General features: G+C 53.6%; 17 protein-coding genes. 8 read left to right on the top strand and 9 right to left on the bottom strand.

The annotated features are described in order from the left end of the window. The first annotated feature begins 2 nt into the window (after positions 1-2). Complete coding sequence (gene topB, locus SK36_RS11780; RefSeq protein WP_045442006.1) at positions 3-1,952, top strand: DNA topoisomerase III; 1,950 nt, start codon at positions 3-5, stop codon at positions 1,950-1,952. A gap of 39 nt (positions 1,953-1,991) precedes the next feature. On the opposite strand, the gene gdhA is transcribed toward topB, so the two are convergent. Beyond that, positions 1,992-3,335, bottom strand: a complete 1,344-nt coding sequence (gene gdhA, locus SK36_RS11775) for an NADP-specific glutamate dehydrogenase (RefSeq protein WP_045442009.1) — start codon at positions 3,333-3,335, stop codon at positions 1,992-1,994. A gap of 237 nt (positions 3,336-3,572) precedes the next feature. On the opposite strand from gdhA, the gene SK36_RS11770 reads away from it, so the two are divergent. Next, positions 3,573-3,848, top strand: coding sequence for a YnjH family protein (locus tag SK36_RS11770; protein ID WP_045442011.1), 276 nt, complete (start codon positions 3,573-3,575; stop codon positions 3,846-3,848). Here SK36_RS11770 and SK36_RS11765 read toward each other — a convergent pair. Beyond that, the gene (locus SK36_RS11765; RefSeq protein ID WP_136345532.1) at positions 3,808-4,224 is read right to left on the bottom strand and encodes a pyrimidine (deoxy)nucleoside triphosphate diphosphatase; all 417 of its coding nucleotides are present in this window, start codon (positions 4,222-4,224) and stop codon (positions 3,808-3,810) included. The two genes, SK36_RS11770 and SK36_RS11765, sit on opposite strands and share 41 nt — an antisense overlap. 76 nt (positions 4,225-4,300) lie before the next feature. On the opposite strand from SK36_RS11765, the gene SK36_RS11760 reads away from it, so the two are divergent. Together SK36_RS11760 and SK36_RS11755 are read left to right on the top strand one after the other, a co-directional pair. Next, on the top strand, positions 4,301-4,870 hold the full coding sequence (locus tag SK36_RS11760; RefSeq protein WP_045442014.1) for a carboxymuconolactone decarboxylase family protein: 570 nt from the start codon (positions 4,301-4,303) through the stop codon (positions 4,868-4,870). Then, a complete protein-coding gene (locus SK36_RS11755; protein WP_045442017.1) occupies positions 4,863-5,486 on the top strand; it encodes a CDP-alcohol phosphatidyltransferase family protein in 624 nt (207 codons plus the stop codon). The genes SK36_RS11760 and SK36_RS11755 overlap by 8 nt, the downstream gene beginning before the upstream one ends. Positions 5,487-5,493: 7 nt before the next feature. Here the strand turns inward: SK36_RS11755 and SK36_RS11750 are convergent, their stop codons facing one another. The 7 genes from SK36_RS11750 to xthA all read right to left on the bottom strand — a co-directional run bounded on the left by SK36_RS11750 (position 5,494) and on the right by xthA (position 12,626). Continuing rightward, a complete protein-coding gene (locus tag SK36_RS11750; protein WP_048222712.1) occupies positions 5,494-6,801 on the bottom strand; it encodes a sulfurtransferase in 1,308 nt (435 codons plus the stop codon). 87 nt (positions 6,802-6,888) lie between these two features. Then, the gene (locus SK36_RS11745) at positions 6,889-7,521 is read right to left on the bottom strand and encodes an ATP-binding cassette domain-containing protein (RefSeq protein WP_045442020.1); all 633 of its coding nucleotides are present in this window, start codon (positions 7,519-7,521) and stop codon (positions 6,889-6,891) included. Next, positions 7,521-9,056, bottom strand: a complete 1,536-nt coding sequence (locus SK36_RS11740) for an ABC transporter permease family protein (RefSeq protein WP_048221609.1) — start codon at positions 9,054-9,056, stop codon at positions 7,521-7,523. The genes SK36_RS11745 and SK36_RS11740 overlap by 1 nt, the downstream gene beginning before the upstream one ends. Next, on the bottom strand, positions 9,029-10,198 hold the full coding sequence (locus tag SK36_RS11735; RefSeq protein WP_048221608.1) for an ABC transporter substrate-binding protein: 1,170 nt from the start codon (positions 10,196-10,198) through the stop codon (positions 9,029-9,031). The genes SK36_RS11740 and SK36_RS11735 overlap by 28 nt, the downstream gene beginning before the upstream one ends. Before the next feature lie 32 nt (positions 10,199-10,230). Then, a complete protein-coding gene (locus SK36_RS11730; protein ID WP_413814480.1) occupies positions 10,231-10,938 on the bottom strand; it encodes a TVP38/TMEM64 family protein in 708 nt (235 codons plus the stop codon). Then, positions 10,938-11,609: a TVP38/TMEM64 family protein gene (locus SK36_RS11725; RefSeq protein ID WP_197086140.1), complete on the bottom strand. Its 672-nt coding sequence runs from the start codon at positions 11,607-11,609 to the stop codon at positions 10,938-10,940. Before SK36_RS11725 ends, SK36_RS11730 begins: the two co-directional genes overlap by 1 nt. 210 nt (positions 11,610-11,819) lie before the next feature. Then, entirely contained in the window at positions 11,820-12,626 is an 807-nt protein-coding gene (xthA, locus tag SK36_RS11720; protein WP_045442034.1) for an exodeoxyribonuclease III, read from the bottom strand. Positions 12,627-13,070: 444 nt separating this feature from the next. Between xthA and astC the strand changes: the two genes are divergently transcribed. From astC to astB, 4 genes are read left to right on the top strand one after another with little or no spacing between them, the layout of a single operon-like run. Then, positions 13,071-14,291, top strand: coding sequence for a succinylornithine/acetylornithine transaminase (gene astC / locus SK36_RS11715; RefSeq protein ID WP_045442036.1), 1,221 nt, complete (start codon positions 13,071-13,073; stop codon positions 14,289-14,291). Next, complete coding sequence (gene astA, locus SK36_RS11710) at positions 14,288-15,322, top strand: arginine N-succinyltransferase (RefSeq protein ID WP_045442043.1); 1,035 nt, start codon at positions 14,288-14,290, stop codon at positions 15,320-15,322. The genes astC and astA overlap by 4 nt, the downstream gene beginning before the upstream one ends. Continuing rightward, entirely contained in the window at positions 15,319-16,797 is a 1,479-nt protein-coding gene (gene astD, locus SK36_RS11705) for a succinylglutamate-semialdehyde dehydrogenase (RefSeq protein WP_048221605.1), read from the top strand. Before astA ends, astD begins: the two co-directional genes overlap by 4 nt. After that, positions 16,794-18,125: an N-succinylarginine dihydrolase gene (astB, locus tag SK36_RS11700; protein ID WP_048221604.1), complete on the top strand. Its 1,332-nt coding sequence runs from the start codon at positions 16,794-16,796 to the stop codon at positions 18,123-18,125. The genes astD and astB overlap by 4 nt, the downstream gene beginning before the upstream one ends. Positions 18,126-18,127: the final 2 nt, after the last annotated feature.

The raw sequence follows: 18,127 nt of genomic DNA, 5'->3' as shown, positions 1-18,127 counted from the left end.
TGATGCGGTTGTTTATTGCCGAAAAACCGAGTCTGGCTCGCGCGATTGCGGATGTGCTACCTAAACCGCATCGCAAAGGTGATGGTTTTATTGAATGCGGAAATGGGCAAGTGGTGACCTGGTGCATCGGCCATCTGCTTGAACAGGCGCAGCCAGATGCCTATGACAGTCGCTATGCTCGCTGGAGTCTGGTCGACTTGCCGATTGTCCCGGAAAAGTGGCAGCTACAGCCGCGTCCCTCGGTGACCAAACAGCTCAACGTGATTAAGCGCTTTTTACATGAAGCAAGTGAAGTTATTCACGCGGGAGACCCCGATCGTGAAGGGCAACTGCTGGTGGATGAAGTGCTTGATTACCTGCAACTCGCCCCAGAGAAACGTCAGCAGGTACAACGTTGCCTGATCAACGATCTTAACCCACAGGCGGTAGAGCGGGCGATTTCCCGCCTGCGCGCTAACAGTGAGTTTATCCCGCTATGCGTGTCGGCGCTGGCGCGTGCGCGTGCGGACTGGCTGTATGGCATCAATATGACGCGAGCCTACACCATTCTTGGGCGTAACGCGGGCTATCAGGGGGTGCTCTCCGTTGGTCGCGTACAAACACCGGTTCTCGGACTGGTGGTTCGCCGTGATGAAGAGATTGAAAACTTCGTCGCAAAAGATTTCTTTGAAGTGAAAGCACATATCGTGACGCCTGCCGATGAGCGGTTCACCGCTATCTGGCAACCCAGCGAAGCGTGTGAGCCGTATCAGGATGAAGAAGGACGTTTGCTTCACCGCACGCTGGCAGAACACGTGGTAAATCGTATCAACGGCCAGCCTGCAATTGTCACCAGCTATAACGATAAACGGGAATCAGAATCCGCACCGTTGCCGTTTTCGTTATCGGCGTTGCAGATTGAAGCGGCTAAACGCTTCGGTTTAAGTGCGCAAAATGTGCTGGATATCTGCCAGAAACTGTACGAAACCCACAAGCTGATTACCTATCCACGTTCCGATAGCCGCTATCTGCCGGAAGAGCACTTTGCCGGACGTCATGCGGTAATGAACGCTATCAGCGTTCATGCGCCGGATTTGTTACCGCAGCCAGCGGTCAACCCCGATACGCGTAATCGCTGCTGGGACGATAAAAAGGTGGATGCGCACCACGCCATTATTCCCACAGCGCGCAGTTCATCCATCAATCTGAATGACAACGAAGCGAAGGTGTATAACCTGATTGCGCGTCAGTATCTGATGCAGTTCTGCGCAGATGCAGTATTCCGTAAGTGCGTCATTGAACTGGACATCGCGAAAGGGAAATTTGTTGCCAAAGCGCGTTTCCTCGCCGAAGCAGGATGGCGTACGTTGCTCGGCAACAAAGAACGCGATGAAGACAACGATGGCACGCCGCTGCCGGTAGTGGCAAAAGATGATGAGTTGCTGTGCGAAAAAGGCGAAGTCGTTGAACGCCAAACCCAGCCGCCGCGCCACTTTACCGATGCTACGTTGCTGTCGGCGATGACCGGGATTGCGCGGTTTGTGCAGGATAAAGATCTGAAAAAGATCCTTCGTGCAACCGACGGTTTAGGAACGGAAGCCACGCGCGCCGGGATTATCGAACTGCTGTTTAAGCGCGGATTTTTGGTGAAAAAGGGCCGTTATATACACTCAACGGACGCCGGAAAAGCGCTGTTCCATTCGCTTCCTGAAATGGCGACGCGCCCGGATATGACCGCGCACTGGGAGTCGATTCTGACACAAATCAGTGAAAAACAGTGTCGTTATCAGGATTTTATGCAGCCGCTGGTAGGGACGTTGTATCAGCTTATCGATCAGGCTAAACGTACGCCGGTGCGCCAGTTCCGCGGGATTACCGCTCCGGGTGGTGGTGAGAAGAAAAAGAGTGCGCCGCGCAAACGCTCGGCGAAAAAAAGCCCGCCATCAGTTGAGGCGGGCGGAGATACTGCGTAAGCCTGATGAGCTCAGCATCATCAGGCAGAAGGGGCAAGATCAGATAACACCCTGACCCAACATCGCGTCGGCAACTTTCACAAAGCCCGCGATGTTGGCACCGCGCACGTAGTTGGTCTGTTTGCTCTCGCCACCGTACTCGACGCAGGCATGGTGAATATCCAGCATGATGTGGTGCAGGCGCGCATCAACTTTCTCTGCTTTCCAGCCAAGACGCGCAGCGTTCTGCGCCATTTCCAGACCTGACGTCGCCACACCGCCAGCGTTGGCCGCTTTACCCGGTGCAAATAATACGCCCGATTCGAGGAACAGATCGGTTGCTTCGATGGTGGTCGGCATATTTGCGCCCTCAGCGACGGCTTTCACACCGTTAGCGATCAGCACGCGAGCGGCGTCGACATCAAGTTCGTTCTGTGTGGCGCACGGCAGAGCGATATCTACCGGCACAGACCACGGCTGCTTGCCTTCCAGATAAGTCAGACCAAATTCACGGGCGTAATCCGCCACGCGTCCGTCACGACTGTCTTTGATCGCGCACAGACGTGCCAGTTTTTCTTTGGTGAAGCCGCTTTCGTCTACCACGGTGCCGCTGGAGTCAGAGGCAGTAACCACTCGAGCCCCGAACTCCATCGCTTTTTCAATGGCGAATTGCGCCACGTTACCGGAACCCGAGACGGCGACACGCATGCCTTCAAAACCCAGGCCATGACGTTTAAGCATGGCTTCGGTAAAGTACACCAGACCGTAACCGGTCGCTTCCGGGCGGATCAGGCTGCCGCCAAAGGAGAGACCTTTACCGGTAAAGACGCAGGCGCTGTTGTTGGACAGTTTTTTCATCATCCCGGCCATAAAGCCAACTTCACGACCGCCTACGCCTATATCGCCCGCAGGCACGTCGGTATCTGGCCCTAAGTGGCGGAACAGCTCGGTCATCAGTGCCTGGCAAAAACGCATCACTTCGCCTTCACTTTTGCCTTTTGGATCGAAATCGCTCCCGCCTTTACCACCGCCCATCGGCAGCGTGGTGAGGGCGTTTTTAAAGGTCTGCTCGAAGCCGAGGAATTTCAGGATCGACAGGTTTACCGACGGATGGAAACGCATGCCGCCTTTGTAAGGACCAATTGCAGAACTAAACTGCACGCGCCACGCACGGTTTACCTGTACCTGATTCCGATCGTCAAGCCAGACTACGCGGAACTGAATCACGCGCTCAGGCTCAACCAGACGTTCCAGCAATGACATTTGACGATAGCGCGGGTTTTGTTCAAGAAATGGCCACAGCGTGGTCATTACTTCACGAACGGCTTGCGCGAACTCCGTTTGATTCGGGTCGCGCTTTTGTACATGGTTGAGAAATGACTCCAGAGAACGTGTCTGATCCATAGATATAAAAACCTCTTATGTATTGATATGGTTATATTTTTGATATTTGTGTTAAGTGTTTTGCAGTTTTTGACTATACCATCAGCCATGTGACGAAACGCAAGAAAAAATTAACCCCGCTAAGGAAATTAATATTGCGACGTGGGTCATAACCAAAAACGATGATGGAAGGGACTAAAGTTTCTGCCGGTATCTACCGTTATACTGAGCATTGATGTCAGTTTAAAAGGAAAGAGTATGCGCCGTCTTATTATGGCTGGAGTGCTGGTGATGTTATCCAGCGCGACACTGGCAAATCAGTTATATCGTCCGGATGTGCAAGTGAATGTTCCGCCAGAGGTGTTTAGCTCCAGCGGACAACGTGCACAACCCTGTAATCAGTGCTGTATTTATCAGGATCAGAATTACTCAGAAGGGGCGGTGATAAAAGCCGATGGTGTACTGTTACAGTGTCAGCGCGACGAGAAAACCATCAGCACGAATCCGCTTGTCTGGCGTCGCGTAAAAGGATAAACGCCTCCAACAACGGAATGTCAGCAGGCGCCAGCGGATAACGCAGCGCGTCCTCTGGCGTACACCAGACCAAATCCTGATGCTCATGAGCCTTCAGTTCGCCCTGATAAGCAGGAACATGCCAGGCATGCAGATGTATCAATCGGCCTGATACTTGGCGCTGATGGCTGGCAACGTATTGCCCAATGACTGCCTCGATACCCAGCTCCTCCCGCAGTTCACGAATCAGCGCCTGCGGTTGGCTTTCTCCTGGCTCAACCTTACCGCCGGCAAACTCCCACATTCCTGATTGGTCGGCATGCTCCGGGCGTTGAGCGAGTAAAATATTGCCATCATGTTCAATAATAGCGGCGACAACGTCGAGGGTTTTCATCATATTCATCAAGATTCAACATCAGAAGATGACATACTATCGCTATCTTTGTTTTATCTGAAGTATTCAGGAGTCACCGTTGAACGATCCTCAGTCGTGGGTAAAGCCGTTAACGCGTATCCCTTCCAGTTTAAAACCGCTTGTGGCCACACAGAAAAAACACTATGGCGATGTATTACATCCCACGCGATGGTGGGGGCGGGTGCCGTTTCTGTTCTGGTTGGTAGCGTTGTTTGTCGGATTTCTGGAGCGAAAACGCTCGCGATTAACGCCGGTGATGCGGGCGCTATTGATGACACGGGTTTCTCAGGCGTGCCACTGCGCTTTTTGCATTGATGCCAACAGTTTACGTCTCGCCGAACGTTGTGGCGCCCTGGATAAAGTGTTGCAGGTCGCAGACTGGCAAGCGTCAACGCTGTTCAGCGAAGAAGAGCGTGTGGCACTGGCCTATGCGGATGCGGTTACCGCCACGCCGCCACAGATTGATGATGGACTGAAGGCGCAAATGAAGCAGTATTTTACCGACGACACGATTACCGAAATGACTGCGCTAATCGCCTTTCAAAATCTCTCGGCGCGCTTCAATGCCGCGCTGGATATACCCTCACAAGGATTATGCGACAATTTGAAAGGACACCCGCATGCTTGACCGTCATCTTCACCCGCGATTAAAACCACTTCTGCACCAGTGCGTACGGGTTATTGATACACCCGCTATCACGCCGGATGGCCTGACGCTGGTCGGTTTCGCTATTGGCGTACTGGCTTTGCCATTTCTGGCATCAGGCTGGTATCTGGCCGCGCTGGTGGCCATTGTGCTCAATCGTCTGTTTGATGGTCTGGATGGGGCGCTGGCGCGTCGCAGAGGATTAACCGATGCGGGGGGATTCCTCGACATTGCGCTCGACTTCCTGTTTTACGCCTTAGTACCGTTTGGCTTTATTCTGGCGGCACCGGAGCAAAATGCGCTGGCGGGTGGCTGGTTGCTATTTGCTTTTATTGGCACCGGCAGCAGTTTCCTGGCCTTTGCGGCACTGGCAGCGAAACACCAGATTGATAACCCTGGCTATGCACATAAATCATTTTATTATCTGGGTGGACTGACCGAAGGCACTGAGACAATTATGTTGTTTGTTCTGGGCTGCCTTTTCCCTGGATATTTTGCAGTGATGGCCTGGGTGTTTGGCGCGCTGTGCTGGATGACAACCTTTACGCGGATCTGGAGTGGCTACCTGACGCTGAAGTCACTTCAGCGTCAGGGCTAGCGAGAGGTTACTGACTGCTTTCCGGGCCGCGTTCACCGCTGGCGACCGGGTTTTTCGGATGGCTGCTCCACTCGTACCAGCCGCCGTCATAGACGGAGACGTTTTTCCAGCCCATCGCGCGGGCATACATAAACGTCTCAGAGGCGCGCCAGCCGGTGCCGCAATAGAAAGAGACCTGCTGATCCGGCAGGATATTCCACTGCTTCCACATTGCGGCGATGTCATCCGCGCTACGCATGGTGCCGTCCGGGTTATGGAAATCTTCCATATGCGTGGAGTCGCTCCCTGCGTGGCCCCAACGAGCGCCTGCAATCTCACCTTTTGGCTTAATGTAGCTGTATCCGCTGGTGGTGCCGACAAACTCTGGCCACGAGCGGATGCTGACCAGCGACGCGTCCTGGCGGTGCAGCAGGCCACGCGCCTGTTCCATATCCAGCATTAGCTGCGGTTGGGCAGGGATCGTTACGCCGAAATTCGGTTCTGGTTTCACCGTTGGCGCAGTACCGCGTTCAACCGGTAATCCTGCATCGGACCAGGTTTGCCAGCCACCGTCGAGCAGGCGAACGTCTTTTACACCCGCGTACAGCATGATTTGTGCGACACGTGCTGCGGCGTAAACATCGCGGCCATACAGAATGACCGTTGTGTCGTGGCGAATTCCATGTTTTGCCAGCATCGCTTTTAGCTGAGCGTCCGAGACTTTATTCCACAGCGGTTCGCTTTCGACTTCGTTAGTATCAATGTATCCGGCTCCCGGGATGTGGCTGAGCAGATAGAGTTTCGGCGCCCCCCAAGCGGCCTCGATCACTTTCCAGTCGCCAGCCGGTTTAGCTGTGACCTCTTTACCCTGTTGAAGGTCGTGCAGCCACTGCGGATAGACCAGTTGTTCGAAGTGCGGCAGGCGTTGCAAGCGAGCTGGATCCTGCAGCGCATCGCTGAGCGTTGAAATATGGCTAAAGCCGGCCTTTTGCAGGCGATTTTTGACGGCCTGCATATCAGTGTCGTTGCCATAGAGTGCAACCGGGGCATCGGTTTTTAACTGATGTTGATGAACCCAGGCGGAGAGTTGCTCATCATTCATCTTGTCGAGCCATGCGGCAGACAGATTCAGGGCGGAAGGTTCATGTCCAGAAGGGCCATTAAGCGATTGCGGCCAGCCGTTATAATAAGCGCTCTGACGGGTATCGATTGCCGCGCCTTGTTTTTGCTGTAACTGGTTGAAGGTGAGCGTCTGCGCGGTTTCAGCAGCCCAGGAAGAAGCGCAAGCCAGCCCTAAAGCCAGTGCCAGCGCGGTCATTTGAGAAACACGTTTCATCGAATAGCCCGACGTTGAAAAAAGAAGACGACATTCTGTGCCGCCAGTTAAGTAAAATCCTTGCGTTAACGCAGCATATCGCCACATTCACGTCCACTGCACCATCTGCAAAACAGAACCCCCAGGCGGCACGTCCTGCGCGTCATGGGTAACCTGTACCACGGGAATACCCTGCTGATGAACTTCGTTAAACACCCACTGACGAAATGTGTCGCGAAGCGACGTATCCAGGCGACTGAACGGTTCGTCCAGTAGTAGCGCCTGTGGCTGTGCCAGCAGCGCGCGCAGCAGCGCGATACGCGAGCGCTGTCCCCCGGACAATGACGCCGGATCGCGGTGAAAAAAACCGGCCAAATCTGCACGTTTAAGAGCGTGTTCAACTTCATCGCGTCTGGCGGAGCCTTTCAGGGAAGCCGGTAATGCCAGCAGTAAATTTTGCCCAACGCTGAAGTGGTCGAACAGCAGTGCATCCTGGAACAGGATGCCAATCTGACGTTGTGCTGTGGGCAGTGAATCAATGCGTTTATCGTTGAGCCACAGTTCGCCAGACGCCTGAAGTTGAGGCGAAAGGGCTCCAACCATCCATGAAAACAGCGACGACTTGCCGCTGCCCGATGGGCCCATAATAGTGACAATGTCACCTTTCTTAACCTGGAAATTGACTGCTTTTAGCAGCACGTTCGCACCCTGACATAGTGAAACGTTTTTCACGATAAGCATTAACGGAGTCCTTGTCGTAAGCGGCCAATCCACGCAGAGAGTAATGCCGCCAGTGCGAAAACCAACAGAGGCAACAGAAGCTGCCATAACGCCTGTGTTGCAAGCATAGCGGTGCTACCGCCACTGCTCAATGCCACGGCTTCGGTGGTAAGCGTGGGAAAACGCCCGGCGCCTAACCACAGGGTGGGCATGTACTGGGCGATGCTGACGGAGAATCCTACTGATAAGGCGATCAGCGCCGGGCGCAATAACAGCGGGCATTTTACCTGCAAGAAGATGCGGCCCTGCGTCCAGCCAAGAGTTTGGGCGATCAAAATCAGTCGCGGATCAATACGCTGCCACGCCGGTTTGAGCACAAACAGCATCCATGGCGTTACCCACAGCAGATGCCCCCAGATAACCGTCAGGAACAGACCATCCAGCTCCGCGTGTAGAGCCAGCGTATATTGCCCGGTGACCAGGGGTAGCGCAGGCAGGATAATCGGCAGCCACACCCAATTATTCCCACTTTGTGGTCCCCATTCCAGCCATAAGAAAAGTGTTATTAATGCCAGTACACTGGAGATTAATCCCATCTGCAGGCTGGTCAATAGTGTCTCAGGAACCACCGAAGAGAAGTCTGCAACCCATACCAGAATCCCTGCACATAACACACCGCTAACGGGCAGTAGTTGTGCCAGTGAGCGCCCGGATGAACAGGAGGACAAACGTTGACGTACTCCGCTTATCGCCGGGATTGCTCGTTGCCAGCATCGCCAGAAAAGAAAACCGATCAGTGCGAAAATGGCCAGTAACAGCACCAGTAGCAAACTGGCAAGCGCACCTTTCGTCTGCTGGTCGCTGTCTCCCTGACTGAGCCATTGCCAGCTCAATACAGCAAGCGTCGGCGGATTGCCAGGTCCGAGGATTATCGCCACATCAACGACGGACAACGACCAGGCAACTACGGCCAGCATAACTTTACCTAATGCCGGGGCGATGGAGGGCAATACCAGCCAGTTCAGGCATTGCAGTCGGCTATAGCCCAGTGAGTCCAGGACGATAACCTGCTGCGAGAGCTGTTTTTCGCTCAACAGAGCGGAGAGGATCCATAATACAAAGGCGCTCTCTTTAACCGCCAGCGCAATGCCAAGGCCAATTCCGTAGCGGTCGGTCTGCGGGGTAAGAAAGGGCAGTGCGCGATAGAACATACCGCCCTCAGCAAATAGTAACAGGACGCTGGTGGCAAATGCCACGTGTGGAATGGCCAGCAACCAGGGGAGTCGGGTACACAGACGAGCCCAGCCCGCGCCGGGCCACAATGCGAGGAGCGCCATCAGTGCAATGACCAGCGCAACAGTGGCTGCCAGGGTAACGGAAACCAGCGTCGCCAGTAGTGCCTGCGGTAACTGTGGATCGGCAAAAAGCACCAGCCAGTTGAGGCTGGTAAGCGCAGGTGTGATGAGATCGAAAGCAGCGGGCACCAGCGGCAAATAGATTGCCGCCATGATGCCCCATATCAACAGGATTAATGCGTACCGTAACGGCGTAGCCATTCTTGTTCCAGTGCGTTTACCCAGGCTGCATGGGGTTCAGGAAGTACAGCGGGCAGGCCTTTTGGGATCCGTGCCAGTAGCGCTTCACGCTGCTCAGCGGGTAGTTTTTGCGGGTCAAGCACCGAAGGATCGCCCCAGTAAGTGGGATCGGCCTTACGCAGTTGCGCTTCGGGAGAGAGCAGGAAATTAGCGACGACTTGCGCCCCGGCGCTGGCCCGTGCGTTAGCCGGAATAGTGACAAAATGCACATTGCCAATCATCCCTTGTGAAAAGCCAAAACTGTAGCTGTTTTGAGGCAATTCACCGCTGGCCACTTTTTGCTGGGCGTGCGCGGGATTAAAGGTCAACGATAAACGCAGCGTTCCGCTATTCAATAGTGCATCCATGCGCGCAGGAGTGGGAGGAAAGTCTTTACCTTCACGCCATAACATGGGATGTAATGTATCAAGATACTGCCACAATGGGGCGGTAACGTCGGCAAACGTCGCAGGTTCGGGCGCAATTTTCAGCGCTTGTGGCTGAGTGGTGAGCATAATTAACAACTGTTCGAGAAATGCTGTACCGGTAAAATCAGGGGGACGCGGATAGGTCACCGTACCGGGATAGGCTTTAGCAAACTCCAGTAATGCCTGCGGGGTTTGTGGTGGTTGTTTGCTAACATCGCGATTGGCGATAAAGGTTAACTGCGCGCCGCCCCACGGCGATTCAGCCCCGTCAGTCGGGATGGAGAAATCTTCGCTCACAGGCTTCAGGGTATCAACGTAGCGCCAGTTGGGCAGCGTTTGCGCCCAGTGCGTGTGTAGCAGATTAGCCTCTTTTAGCGTACGGAAATTTTCGCCGTTAACCCACAGCAAATCGACTGAGCCGCCGGTTTTACGCCCGGAAGCGGCTTCCGTTTGAATGCGTTTAACGGCATCGGCTGCATCTGCCAGACGTACGATTTTCAGGTTAATAGCATAATGTGTTTTCATCTCACCGCTAACCCAGTCGAGATACTGGTTAACCGCGTTATCGCCTCCCCAGGCGTTAAACCAAACCGTTTGCCCTCGGGCTTCGTTTTTGATCTGCTGCCAGTTCGCATCCTGCGCAAAAGTTGCCAGGGGGAAGAGCAGTAAACCAAGGCACAATAAGCAGTAACGCATAATATTTCCTTGATAATGAGTGAATGCAGGCTTCAGGACTGTTTCCTCTGCCGCTCAAGATAGAGGCTTCGCGCGACCGGGATAACCACGGTCAGCGCAAAAAGCACAAACAGCCCGGTAACAAACCAAAATGCGCCTCCGGTTAACAGGCTCCCGGCCCATGAATAGACGATGGTAGCGGGCAACTGACCAATGCCGGTGGCGAGGAAAAAGTGGCGAAAGCGGATCGATGTCAGGCCTGCGGCATAGCTTATCGGGTCAAAAGGGACGAAAGGGAGGAGGCGGCACACGAGAATAGTATGTTTGCCGTAACGCTCAAAAAAGGCATCCATATTTTTCAGCACCGTTTTTCCGGTCAATTTTTCCACCGCACTACGGCCTAAAATACGGGCAATAAAAAAGCATAACGTCGCACCCGCCATGGCACTGGTCCAGGACAGTACGCCTCCCCAGAATGCGCCGAACAGTGATGCGTTCGCAAATGTGATCAGGAAGGCCGGAAGCGGGGCGATAATTGCCTGCAAGATCATCAAAAAGAAGGAAACTACTGCTGCCTGAGTACCCCAGGAACGAATGAAATTCTCAAGCGCATGCTGATCAACCGTGGCAAATGCCGCCAGGCTTTGTCGGAGAAAGTCGCTTACGGCAGGTATCCATACCCACGCCATCAGCGCCAACAGCAGCAGTATAATCAGCCCGATCCGGCAAAACTTTATGAGGTGCGCTTTATTTCGCTTCATCATTTACCTGTTTGCTCACGATGGGCAGAGGGATCGACACGTTTACACCGGGCCCAGGCTTTTGCCGCCTGTACCAGGGCGAATAATGCAATGCCTGCACCACTGAGTTTAATGATAAATGCCAGGGTGATGCCTTCCTGGGCAAGCTCGTGCGACATCAGGGTATAGATAAAGATACCGGGCAAGGTGGTAACGGCTGAAATAAAGGTAAACGACCAGAAAGAGATTGCGGTCAACCCGTAAGCATAATTTTGAATATTATATGGAAATAGCGGAACGAGCCGGGTGAGGATCAAAAAGTCAATCCCACTATGGGCAATGCCTTTTTCGATTGCCTGAAAGGTGGTGGTATGACCGGCATATTTCAGCAGCAGATCGCGGCCAAGCCAGCGGGCCAGTAGAAACGACAACGCCGAGGCTACGGTGGCCGCTACCAGGGAAATAAGGGTGCCAACCAGTGGGCCAAAGAGGATCCCGCCGACGATCACCAGAATACTGCCGGGGATCAGACATAGCGCCGCCACGATAAAAAGCAGGATATATAACGTGTAGCCAAAGATACCGCTCTGACGGATGGCGTCTTGTAGATGATGGAAATTAGTTATCAGGTCAGTCAGACCGTAATAATGGACAGCTCCCGTCAGAACGCAGAATAATGCGGCGACAATCAGTAGCCTGTATTCTGCCTTATGCGAACTTCTTTTTCATAGGGGCACTCCTGTAAACCATGTGCGATGACGCGTTTTCGCAAGCGAAAAGTGGGCGGAAGATATAATAAATTCCCGGACGTAACAATGTATTACCGTTATTTTATTGATTTTGCTCAGGATATATCCGCTCTCCAGAGCGGCGATGCTCTGGAGAAAACGCGATGGTATGGATTACACGCGGAATTTTGCCCACACCGGTGCGTGGTCGGATGGTTTTTCCATGCTGCGGATCTCATAGTCGATCCCGGTTTCTTCGCAGCGCTCTGCCAGCGGAGTGCTTGCCAGCAGCAGGTCGATACGCAGGCCACGGTTGTCGTCGAAGCCTTTTGAACGGTAATCAAACCACGAATACTGGTCGTTTGTTTCCGGATGAGCATGACGGAAGGTGTCCACCAACCCCCAACCCAGCAGGCGCTCCATCCATTCACGCTCTTCCGGCAGGAAAGAGCATTTTCCGGTACGCAGCCAGCGCTTGCGGTTCTCTTCACCGATGCCGATATCCAGATCGGTTGGGCTGATATTCATGTCTCCCATGATCAGCACTGGATTGTCGCGCTTCAGTTCGGTATCCAGATAGTTTTGCAGGTTCTGATAGAACGCTGCTTTGGCCGGGAATTTGGTTTCATGGTCACGGCTTTCACCCTGAGGGAAATAGCCGTTGATGACGGTGATGTTACCCAGAGATGAAGGAATTTCCGCCATGATAATACGGCGCTGGGCTTCTTCGTCATCGTTCGGGAAGCCACGACGTACAGACACCGGGGTTTCTTTCGTCAGTAACGCTACGCCGTAATGCCCTTTCTGACCGTGATAGAAAACGTTGTAACCCAGCTTTGCTACCTCTTCGAGAGGGAACATATCATCATGAACTTTTGTCTCCTGCAGGCCAATAACATCGGGTTGGTGTTTTTCGACAATAGCTGCCAGTTGATGAGGACGGGCGCGCAGGCCGTTGATATTAAAAGAGACAAATTTCATAGTCGCTGCCACTTTGCAAGGTGAATAGTGCAAGGATGGTAGCAGAATTTCTGCTGGCTGACTGCCACTTGTCACCTGATTCCAACAATGACTGCTAAAGGTGTTAACGATGGGGCAAAAACTGCACTGTTTTGGCGCGGAGTGCGTCAGAATAGAGCAATAATTTCCGATAAATTTCGTATATGATCACAATTCCAGAATTATATTTGGCAACTGAATAATATTTCGCTTTTTCCTCTGTTTAGTCGCCCAGTGCGCAAACATATTCACTTTATATGCACGTACAGTGAATATCGCTGGGTTGTAACCTGTTGATATTCCGTTCCCTCACTCCGTTTATGCATTTTTTTCGCTGGCTGGCACGAACCCTGCAATCTACATTTACAGCGCAAACACTATATTATTTAACATATAAATAACTTTTTATTTACCGTTGAGGTCGCTATGTCTCTGTCAGTTACGCGTGAAAATTTTGATGAATGGATGATGCCCGTATACGCTCCGGCGCCTTTTATTCCGGTTCGTGGTGAAGGCTCGCGTCTGTGGGATCAGCAGGGTAAAGAGTATATCGATTTCGCGGGAGGCATTGCGGTTAATGCGCTGGGGCACGCACATCCGGCGTTACGTGAAGCATTAAACGATCAGGCGAGTAAATTCTGGCATACCGGAAATGGCTATACCAACGAGCCGGTACTGCGGTTGGCGAAACAACTGATTGATGCAACTTTTGCCGAGCGCGTTTTCTTTTGTAACTCTGGTGCGGAAGCTAACGAGGCCGCACTAAAACTGGCGCGTAAATATGCTCACGATCGTTTCGGTAGCCAGAAAAGTGGCATCGTGGCCTTTAAAAATGCCTTCCACGGTCGCACGCTGTTTACCGTAAGCGCCGGGGGGCAGCCAGCCTATTCGCAGGATTTTGCACCGTTGCCGCCGGATATCCGCCATGCCGTGTATAACGATCTGGATTCTGCCAGCCAGTTGATTAATGACGCAACCTGCGCGGTTATCGTGGAACCAGTCCAGGGCGAGGGTGGCGTGATACCGGCAACGAAAGCATTTTTACAGGGGCTGCGTGAATTATGCGATCGACACAATGCGCTGCTTATTTTCGATGAAGTGCAGACCGGAGTCGGTCGTACCGGCGAGCTGTATGCCTATATGCATTACGGCGTGACGCCGGATCTGCTGACGACGGCCAAAGCGTTGGGCGGTGGTTTTCCTGTTGGCGCGTTATTGACGACTGAGCAATGCGCCAGTGTGATGACGGTGGGCACACACGGTACCACTTACGGCGGAAATCCGCTGGCCTCTGCGGTGGCCGGGAAAGTGCTGGAAATTGTTAACACACAGGAAGTATTGAACGGCGTCAAACAGCGTCACGACTGGTTTGTGGAGCGTATCAACGCCATTAACGAACGTTTTGGATTATTTAGTGAAATTCGTGGACTTGGCCTGTTAATCGGCTGCGTACTGAATGAAGAGTTTGCCGGGAAAGCCAAACTGATCTCGCAAGAAGCCGCCAGTGCAGGGGTGATGGTTCTGATTGCTGGTGGGAACGTAGTGCGTTTTGCGCCAGCGTTGAACGTCAGCGAAGAAGAAGTTGCCACCGGACTGGATCGCTTTGCACTGGCCTGTGAACGCATTACAGCAGGAGGTTCATCATGATGGTGATCCGTCCCATTGAACGCGCAGATATTACGGCGTTAATGCAACTTGCCAGTAAGACCGGTGGCGGATTGACGTCGCTTCCGGCGAATGAAGCCACTCTTATGGCGAGAATTGAACGTTCGCTGCAAACCTGGCAGGGCAAGTTGCCGAAAAGCGAGCAGGGGTATGTTTTTGTGCTCGAAGACAGCGCCACAGGTACGGTAGCAGGAATTTGCGCAATCGAAGTGGCGGTTGGACTTAATGATCCCTGGTATAACTATCGGGTGGGTACCCTGGTGCATGCCTCGAAAGAGCTGAACGTTTATAACGCGCTGCCGACGCTGTTTCTCAGTAACGATCATACGGGAAGCAGTGAGCTGTGTACCCTGTTCCTCGATCCGGACTGGCGAAAAGAAGGCAACGGCTATTTACTGTCGAAATCGCGTTTTATGTTTATGGCCGCGTTCCGTGACCGGTTTAACGAAAAAGTAGTGGCAGAAATGCGCGGAGTGATCGATGAACACGGTTACTCCCCGTTCTGGCAAAGCCTTGGGAAGCGCTTTTTCTCAATGGAGTTCAGCAGGGCTGATTTTCTGTGTGGAACAGGGCAAAAAGCATTTATTGCTGAATTGATGCCCAAGCATCCTATTTATACCCATTTCTTGTCGGACGAAGCGCAAAGCGTGATTGGCGAAGTGCATCCGCAAACCGCACCTGCCCGCGCGGTGCTGGAGAAGGAAGGGTTTCGCTATCGTAACTATATTGACATTTTCGACGGTGGGCCGACGCTGGAATGCGATATCGACCGGGTTCGGGCTATTCGCAAAAGCAGGTTGGTGGAGGTTGTTGAAGGACAACCGGCACCAGGCGAATATCCGGCCTGTCTGGTTGCCAATGAAAACTATCACAACTTCCGCGTCATGCTGGTTCGCGCCGATCCGCATACTCAGCGCCTGGTGTTAACGGCGGCGCAGTTGGATGCCCTGAAGTGCCACGCGGGCGACAAGGTCCGTTTAGTTCGTCTTTGTGCAGAGGAGAAAACAGCATGACATTATGGATAAATGGCGACTGGGTAACGGGTCTGGGTGAACGTCGGGTGAAAACCAATCCGGTGAGTGGCGATACCCTGTGGCAAGGAAATGATGCTGATGACTCGCAGGTGGCCCAGGCATGTCATGCAGCGCGTGCAGCTTTCCCAGGTTGGGCAAAACAGCCTTTTGCCGCACGTCAGGCGGTTGTGGAGAAATTCGCCGCCTTGCTGGAGAGCAATAAAACAGAACTCACAGCGATTATTGCACAGGAAACCAGCAAACCACGCTGGGAGGCCGCGACAGAATTGACGGCGATGATCAATAAAATCGCTATCTCCGTAAAAGCCTATCATGTACGTACCGGTGAGCAACATAATGAGTTGCCAGATGGTGCTGCGACGTTGCGTCACCGTCCCCACGGCGTGCTGGCGGTTTTTGGTCCGTATAACTTCCCCGGTCATTTGCCCAACGGTCATATTGTTCCGGCTCTGCTGGCGGGTAATACACTGATTTTCAAACCCAGTGAACTGACCCCGTGGACCGGTGAGGCAGTAGTAAAATTGTGGGAGCAGGCAGGATTACCGCCAGGCGTGCTGAATCTGGTGCAGGGCGGGCGCGAAACGGGGCAGGCGTTGAGTGCGCTGGAAGACCTTGACGGCCTGCTGTTTACCGGTAGCGCCAATACGGGCTATCAGTTGCATCGCCAGTTATCCGGGCAGCCGGAAAAAATCCTCGCGCTGGAGATGGGGGGCAACAACCCGCTGATTATTGAAAATCCGGAAGATATTGATGCGGCAGTGCATCTGACTATTCAGTCGGCGTTTGTCACCGCCGGGCAACGTTGCACCTGCGCTCGTCGGCTGCTGGTAAAAAAAGGGGCGCAGGGGGATGCATTCCTGGCGCGCCTGGTTGAAGTCAGTCAGCGTCTGGTTCCGGGAAACTGGGATGACGAGCCGCAACCCTTTATCGGCGGGCTTATTTCCCAACAAGCGGCACAGCACGTATATGATGCCTGGCAACGTCTTGAAGCCCTTGGCGGTCGCACTTTGCTGGCTCCACGGCGAGTGCAAGTGGGTACCTCCCTGCTTGCACCGGGGATAATCGAACTGACCGATGTGGCAAACGTGCCGGATGAGGAAGTCTTCGGTCCGCTGCTCGGCGTGTGGCGTTACGACAACTTCGACGACGCCATTCATCTGGCCAACAATACCCGATTTGGTCTGTCGTGTGGGCTGGTGTCGCCGGATCGCGTTCAGTTTGATCAGCTCCTGTTGGAAGCGCGGGCCGGAATTGTCAACTGGAATAAACCCTTGACCGGTGCGGCAAGCACTGCGCCATTTGGTGGGGTAGGCGCATCCGGGAACCATCGCGCCAGTGCCTGGTATGCCGCAGATTACTGCGCCTGGCCGATGGCAAGTCTGGAGTCACCGCTATTAACGCTGCCTGCAGCCCTTAGTCCGGGACTGGATTTTTCACGCGAGGGTAAAATATGAAAGCGCGTGAGGTCAATTTCGACGGGCTGGTAGGGCTGACGCATCACTATGCTGGGTTGTCATTTGGCAATGAGGCTTCGACGCAACACCGTTTTCAGGTGTCGAATCCCCGTCTGGCGGCAAAGCAGGGTCTGTTAAAGATGAAAGCGCTGGCGGATGCGGGATTTCCTCAGGCGGTGATCCCTCCCCATGAACGTCCGTTTATTCCGGCGCTGCGCCAGCTTGGGTTCAGCGGCAGCGACGAGCAGGTGCTGGAAAAGGTGGCGCGCCAGGCGCCTCACTGGCTCTCCAGCGTCAGCTCCGCATCGCCAATGTGGGTGGCGAATGCGGCAACGGTTTGTCCTTCTGCTGATTCGCTGGATGGGAAAGTGCATCTGACGGTTGCCAACCTGAATAATAAATTCCACCGTTCGCTGGAAGCACCGACCACTGAGTCGCTGTTGCGGGCGATTTTCCGCGATGAGAAAACCTTTTCTGTTCACGGTGCGCTGCCGCAGGTCGCGTTGCTGGGCGATGAAGGGGCGGCGAACCATAACCGTCTCGGTGGTGACTACGGCGGGCCTGGTGTACAGCTGTTTGTTTATGGCCGCGAAGAGGGAAATGCTACGCAACCGAAGCGCTATCCGGCGCGGCAATCCCGCGAGGCCAGCGAAGCCGTGGCGCGGTTGAATCAGGTTAACCCGCATCAGCTAATTTTTGCCCAACAAAACCCGGATGTCATCGATCTCGGAGTCTTCCATAACGATGTTATTGCGGTGTCGAATCGTCAGGTGTTGTTTTGCCATGAGCTGGCGTTTGCCAGACAGCAAGCGTTGTTGAGTCAGCTACGTACACAGGTGGCTGGATTTACTGCGCTGGAAGTGCCCTCAGCGGAAGTTTCAGTGCAGGATGCGGTAGCGACATACCTGTTTAACAGCCAGTTGTTGAGTTGTGATGATGGCTCGATGATGCTGATTTTACCGCAGGAGTGCCGGGAACATGCTGGCGTATGGCGTTATCTGCACCATGTGCTGGAAGGTGATAACCCGATCAACGATCTGCGGGTATTTGATCTGCGGGAAAGTATGTCTAACGGCGGTGGTCCTGCTTGTCTGCGCCTACGGGTAGTATTAACCCCACAAGAGCTACAAGCTGTTAATCCGGCGGTTATCATGAATGATACGTTATTCAATACGCTGAATAACTGGGTCGACCGTTACTACCGGGATCGTCTGACCGCCGCTGATCTCGCCGACCCGCAACTGCTGCGTGAAGGCCGCGAAGCGCTGGATTCGCTGACACAATTACTGAACCTCGGTTCTGTTTACCCCTTCCAGCAGGAGCTGTGAGC

The sequence above is a fragment of the Citrobacter sp. MGH106 genome, from assembly GCF_001037495.1.
GTDB lineage: Bacteria > Pseudomonadota > Gammaproteobacteria > Enterobacterales > Enterobacteriaceae > Citrobacter > Citrobacter murliniae.
This window is presented reverse-complemented; position numbering and strand designations above follow the sequence as displayed.

Excerpts from the sequence above, each read along its gene's own strand:
- SK36_RS11765 (WP_136345532.1), bottom strand. The coding sequence starts at position 4,224 with ATGATGAAAACCCTCGACGTTGTCGCCGCTATTATTGAACATGATGGC.
- SK36_RS11755 (WP_045442017.1), top strand. The coding sequence starts at position 4,863 with ATGCTTGACCGTCATCTTCACCCGCGATTAAAACCACTTCTGCACCAG.
- astD (WP_048221605.1), top strand. The coding sequence starts at position 15,319 with ATGACATTATGGATAAATGGCGACTGGGTAACGGGTCTGGGTGAACGT.
- astC (WP_045442036.1), top strand. The coding sequence starts at position 13,071 with ATGTCTCTGTCAGTTACGCGTGAAAATTTTGATGAATGGATGATGCCC.
- SK36_RS11735 (WP_048221608.1), bottom strand. The coding sequence starts at position 10,198 with ATGCGTTACTGCTTATTGTGCCTTGGTTTACTGCTCTTCCCCCTGGCA.
- gdhA (WP_045442009.1), bottom strand. The coding sequence starts at position 3,335 with ATGGATCAGACACGTTCTCTGGAGTCATTTCTCAACCATGTACAAAAG.
- SK36_RS11770 (WP_045442011.1), top strand. The coding sequence starts at position 3,573 with ATGCGCCGTCTTATTATGGCTGGAGTGCTGGTGATGTTATCCAGCGCG.
- SK36_RS11730 (WP_413814480.1), bottom strand. The coding sequence starts at position 10,938 with ATGAAGCGAAATAAAGCGCACCTCATAAAGTTTTGCCGGATCGGGCTG.
- topB (WP_045442006.1), top strand. The coding sequence starts at position 3 with ATGCGGTTGTTTATTGCCGAAAAACCGAGTCTGGCTCGCGCGATTGCG.
- SK36_RS11740 (WP_048221609.1), bottom strand. The coding sequence starts at position 9,056 with ATGGCTACGCCGTTACGGTACGCATTAATCCTGTTGATATGGGGCATC.
- astA (WP_045442043.1), top strand. The coding sequence starts at position 14,288 with ATGATGGTGATCCGTCCCATTGAACGCGCAGATATTACGGCGTTAATG.
- SK36_RS11750 (WP_048222712.1), bottom strand. The coding sequence starts at position 6,801 with ATGAAACGTGTTTCTCAAATGACCGCGCTGGCACTGGCTTTAGGGCTG.
- astB (WP_048221604.1), top strand. The coding sequence starts at position 16,794 with ATGAAAGCGCGTGAGGTCAATTTCGACGGGCTGGTAGGGCTGACGCAT.
- xthA (WP_045442034.1), bottom strand. The coding sequence starts at position 12,626 with ATGAAATTTGTCTCTTTTAATATCAACGGCCTGCGCGCCCGTCCTCAT.
- SK36_RS11745 (WP_045442020.1), bottom strand. The coding sequence starts at position 7,521 with ATGCTTATCGTGAAAAACGTTTCACTATGTCAGGGTGCGAACGTGCTG.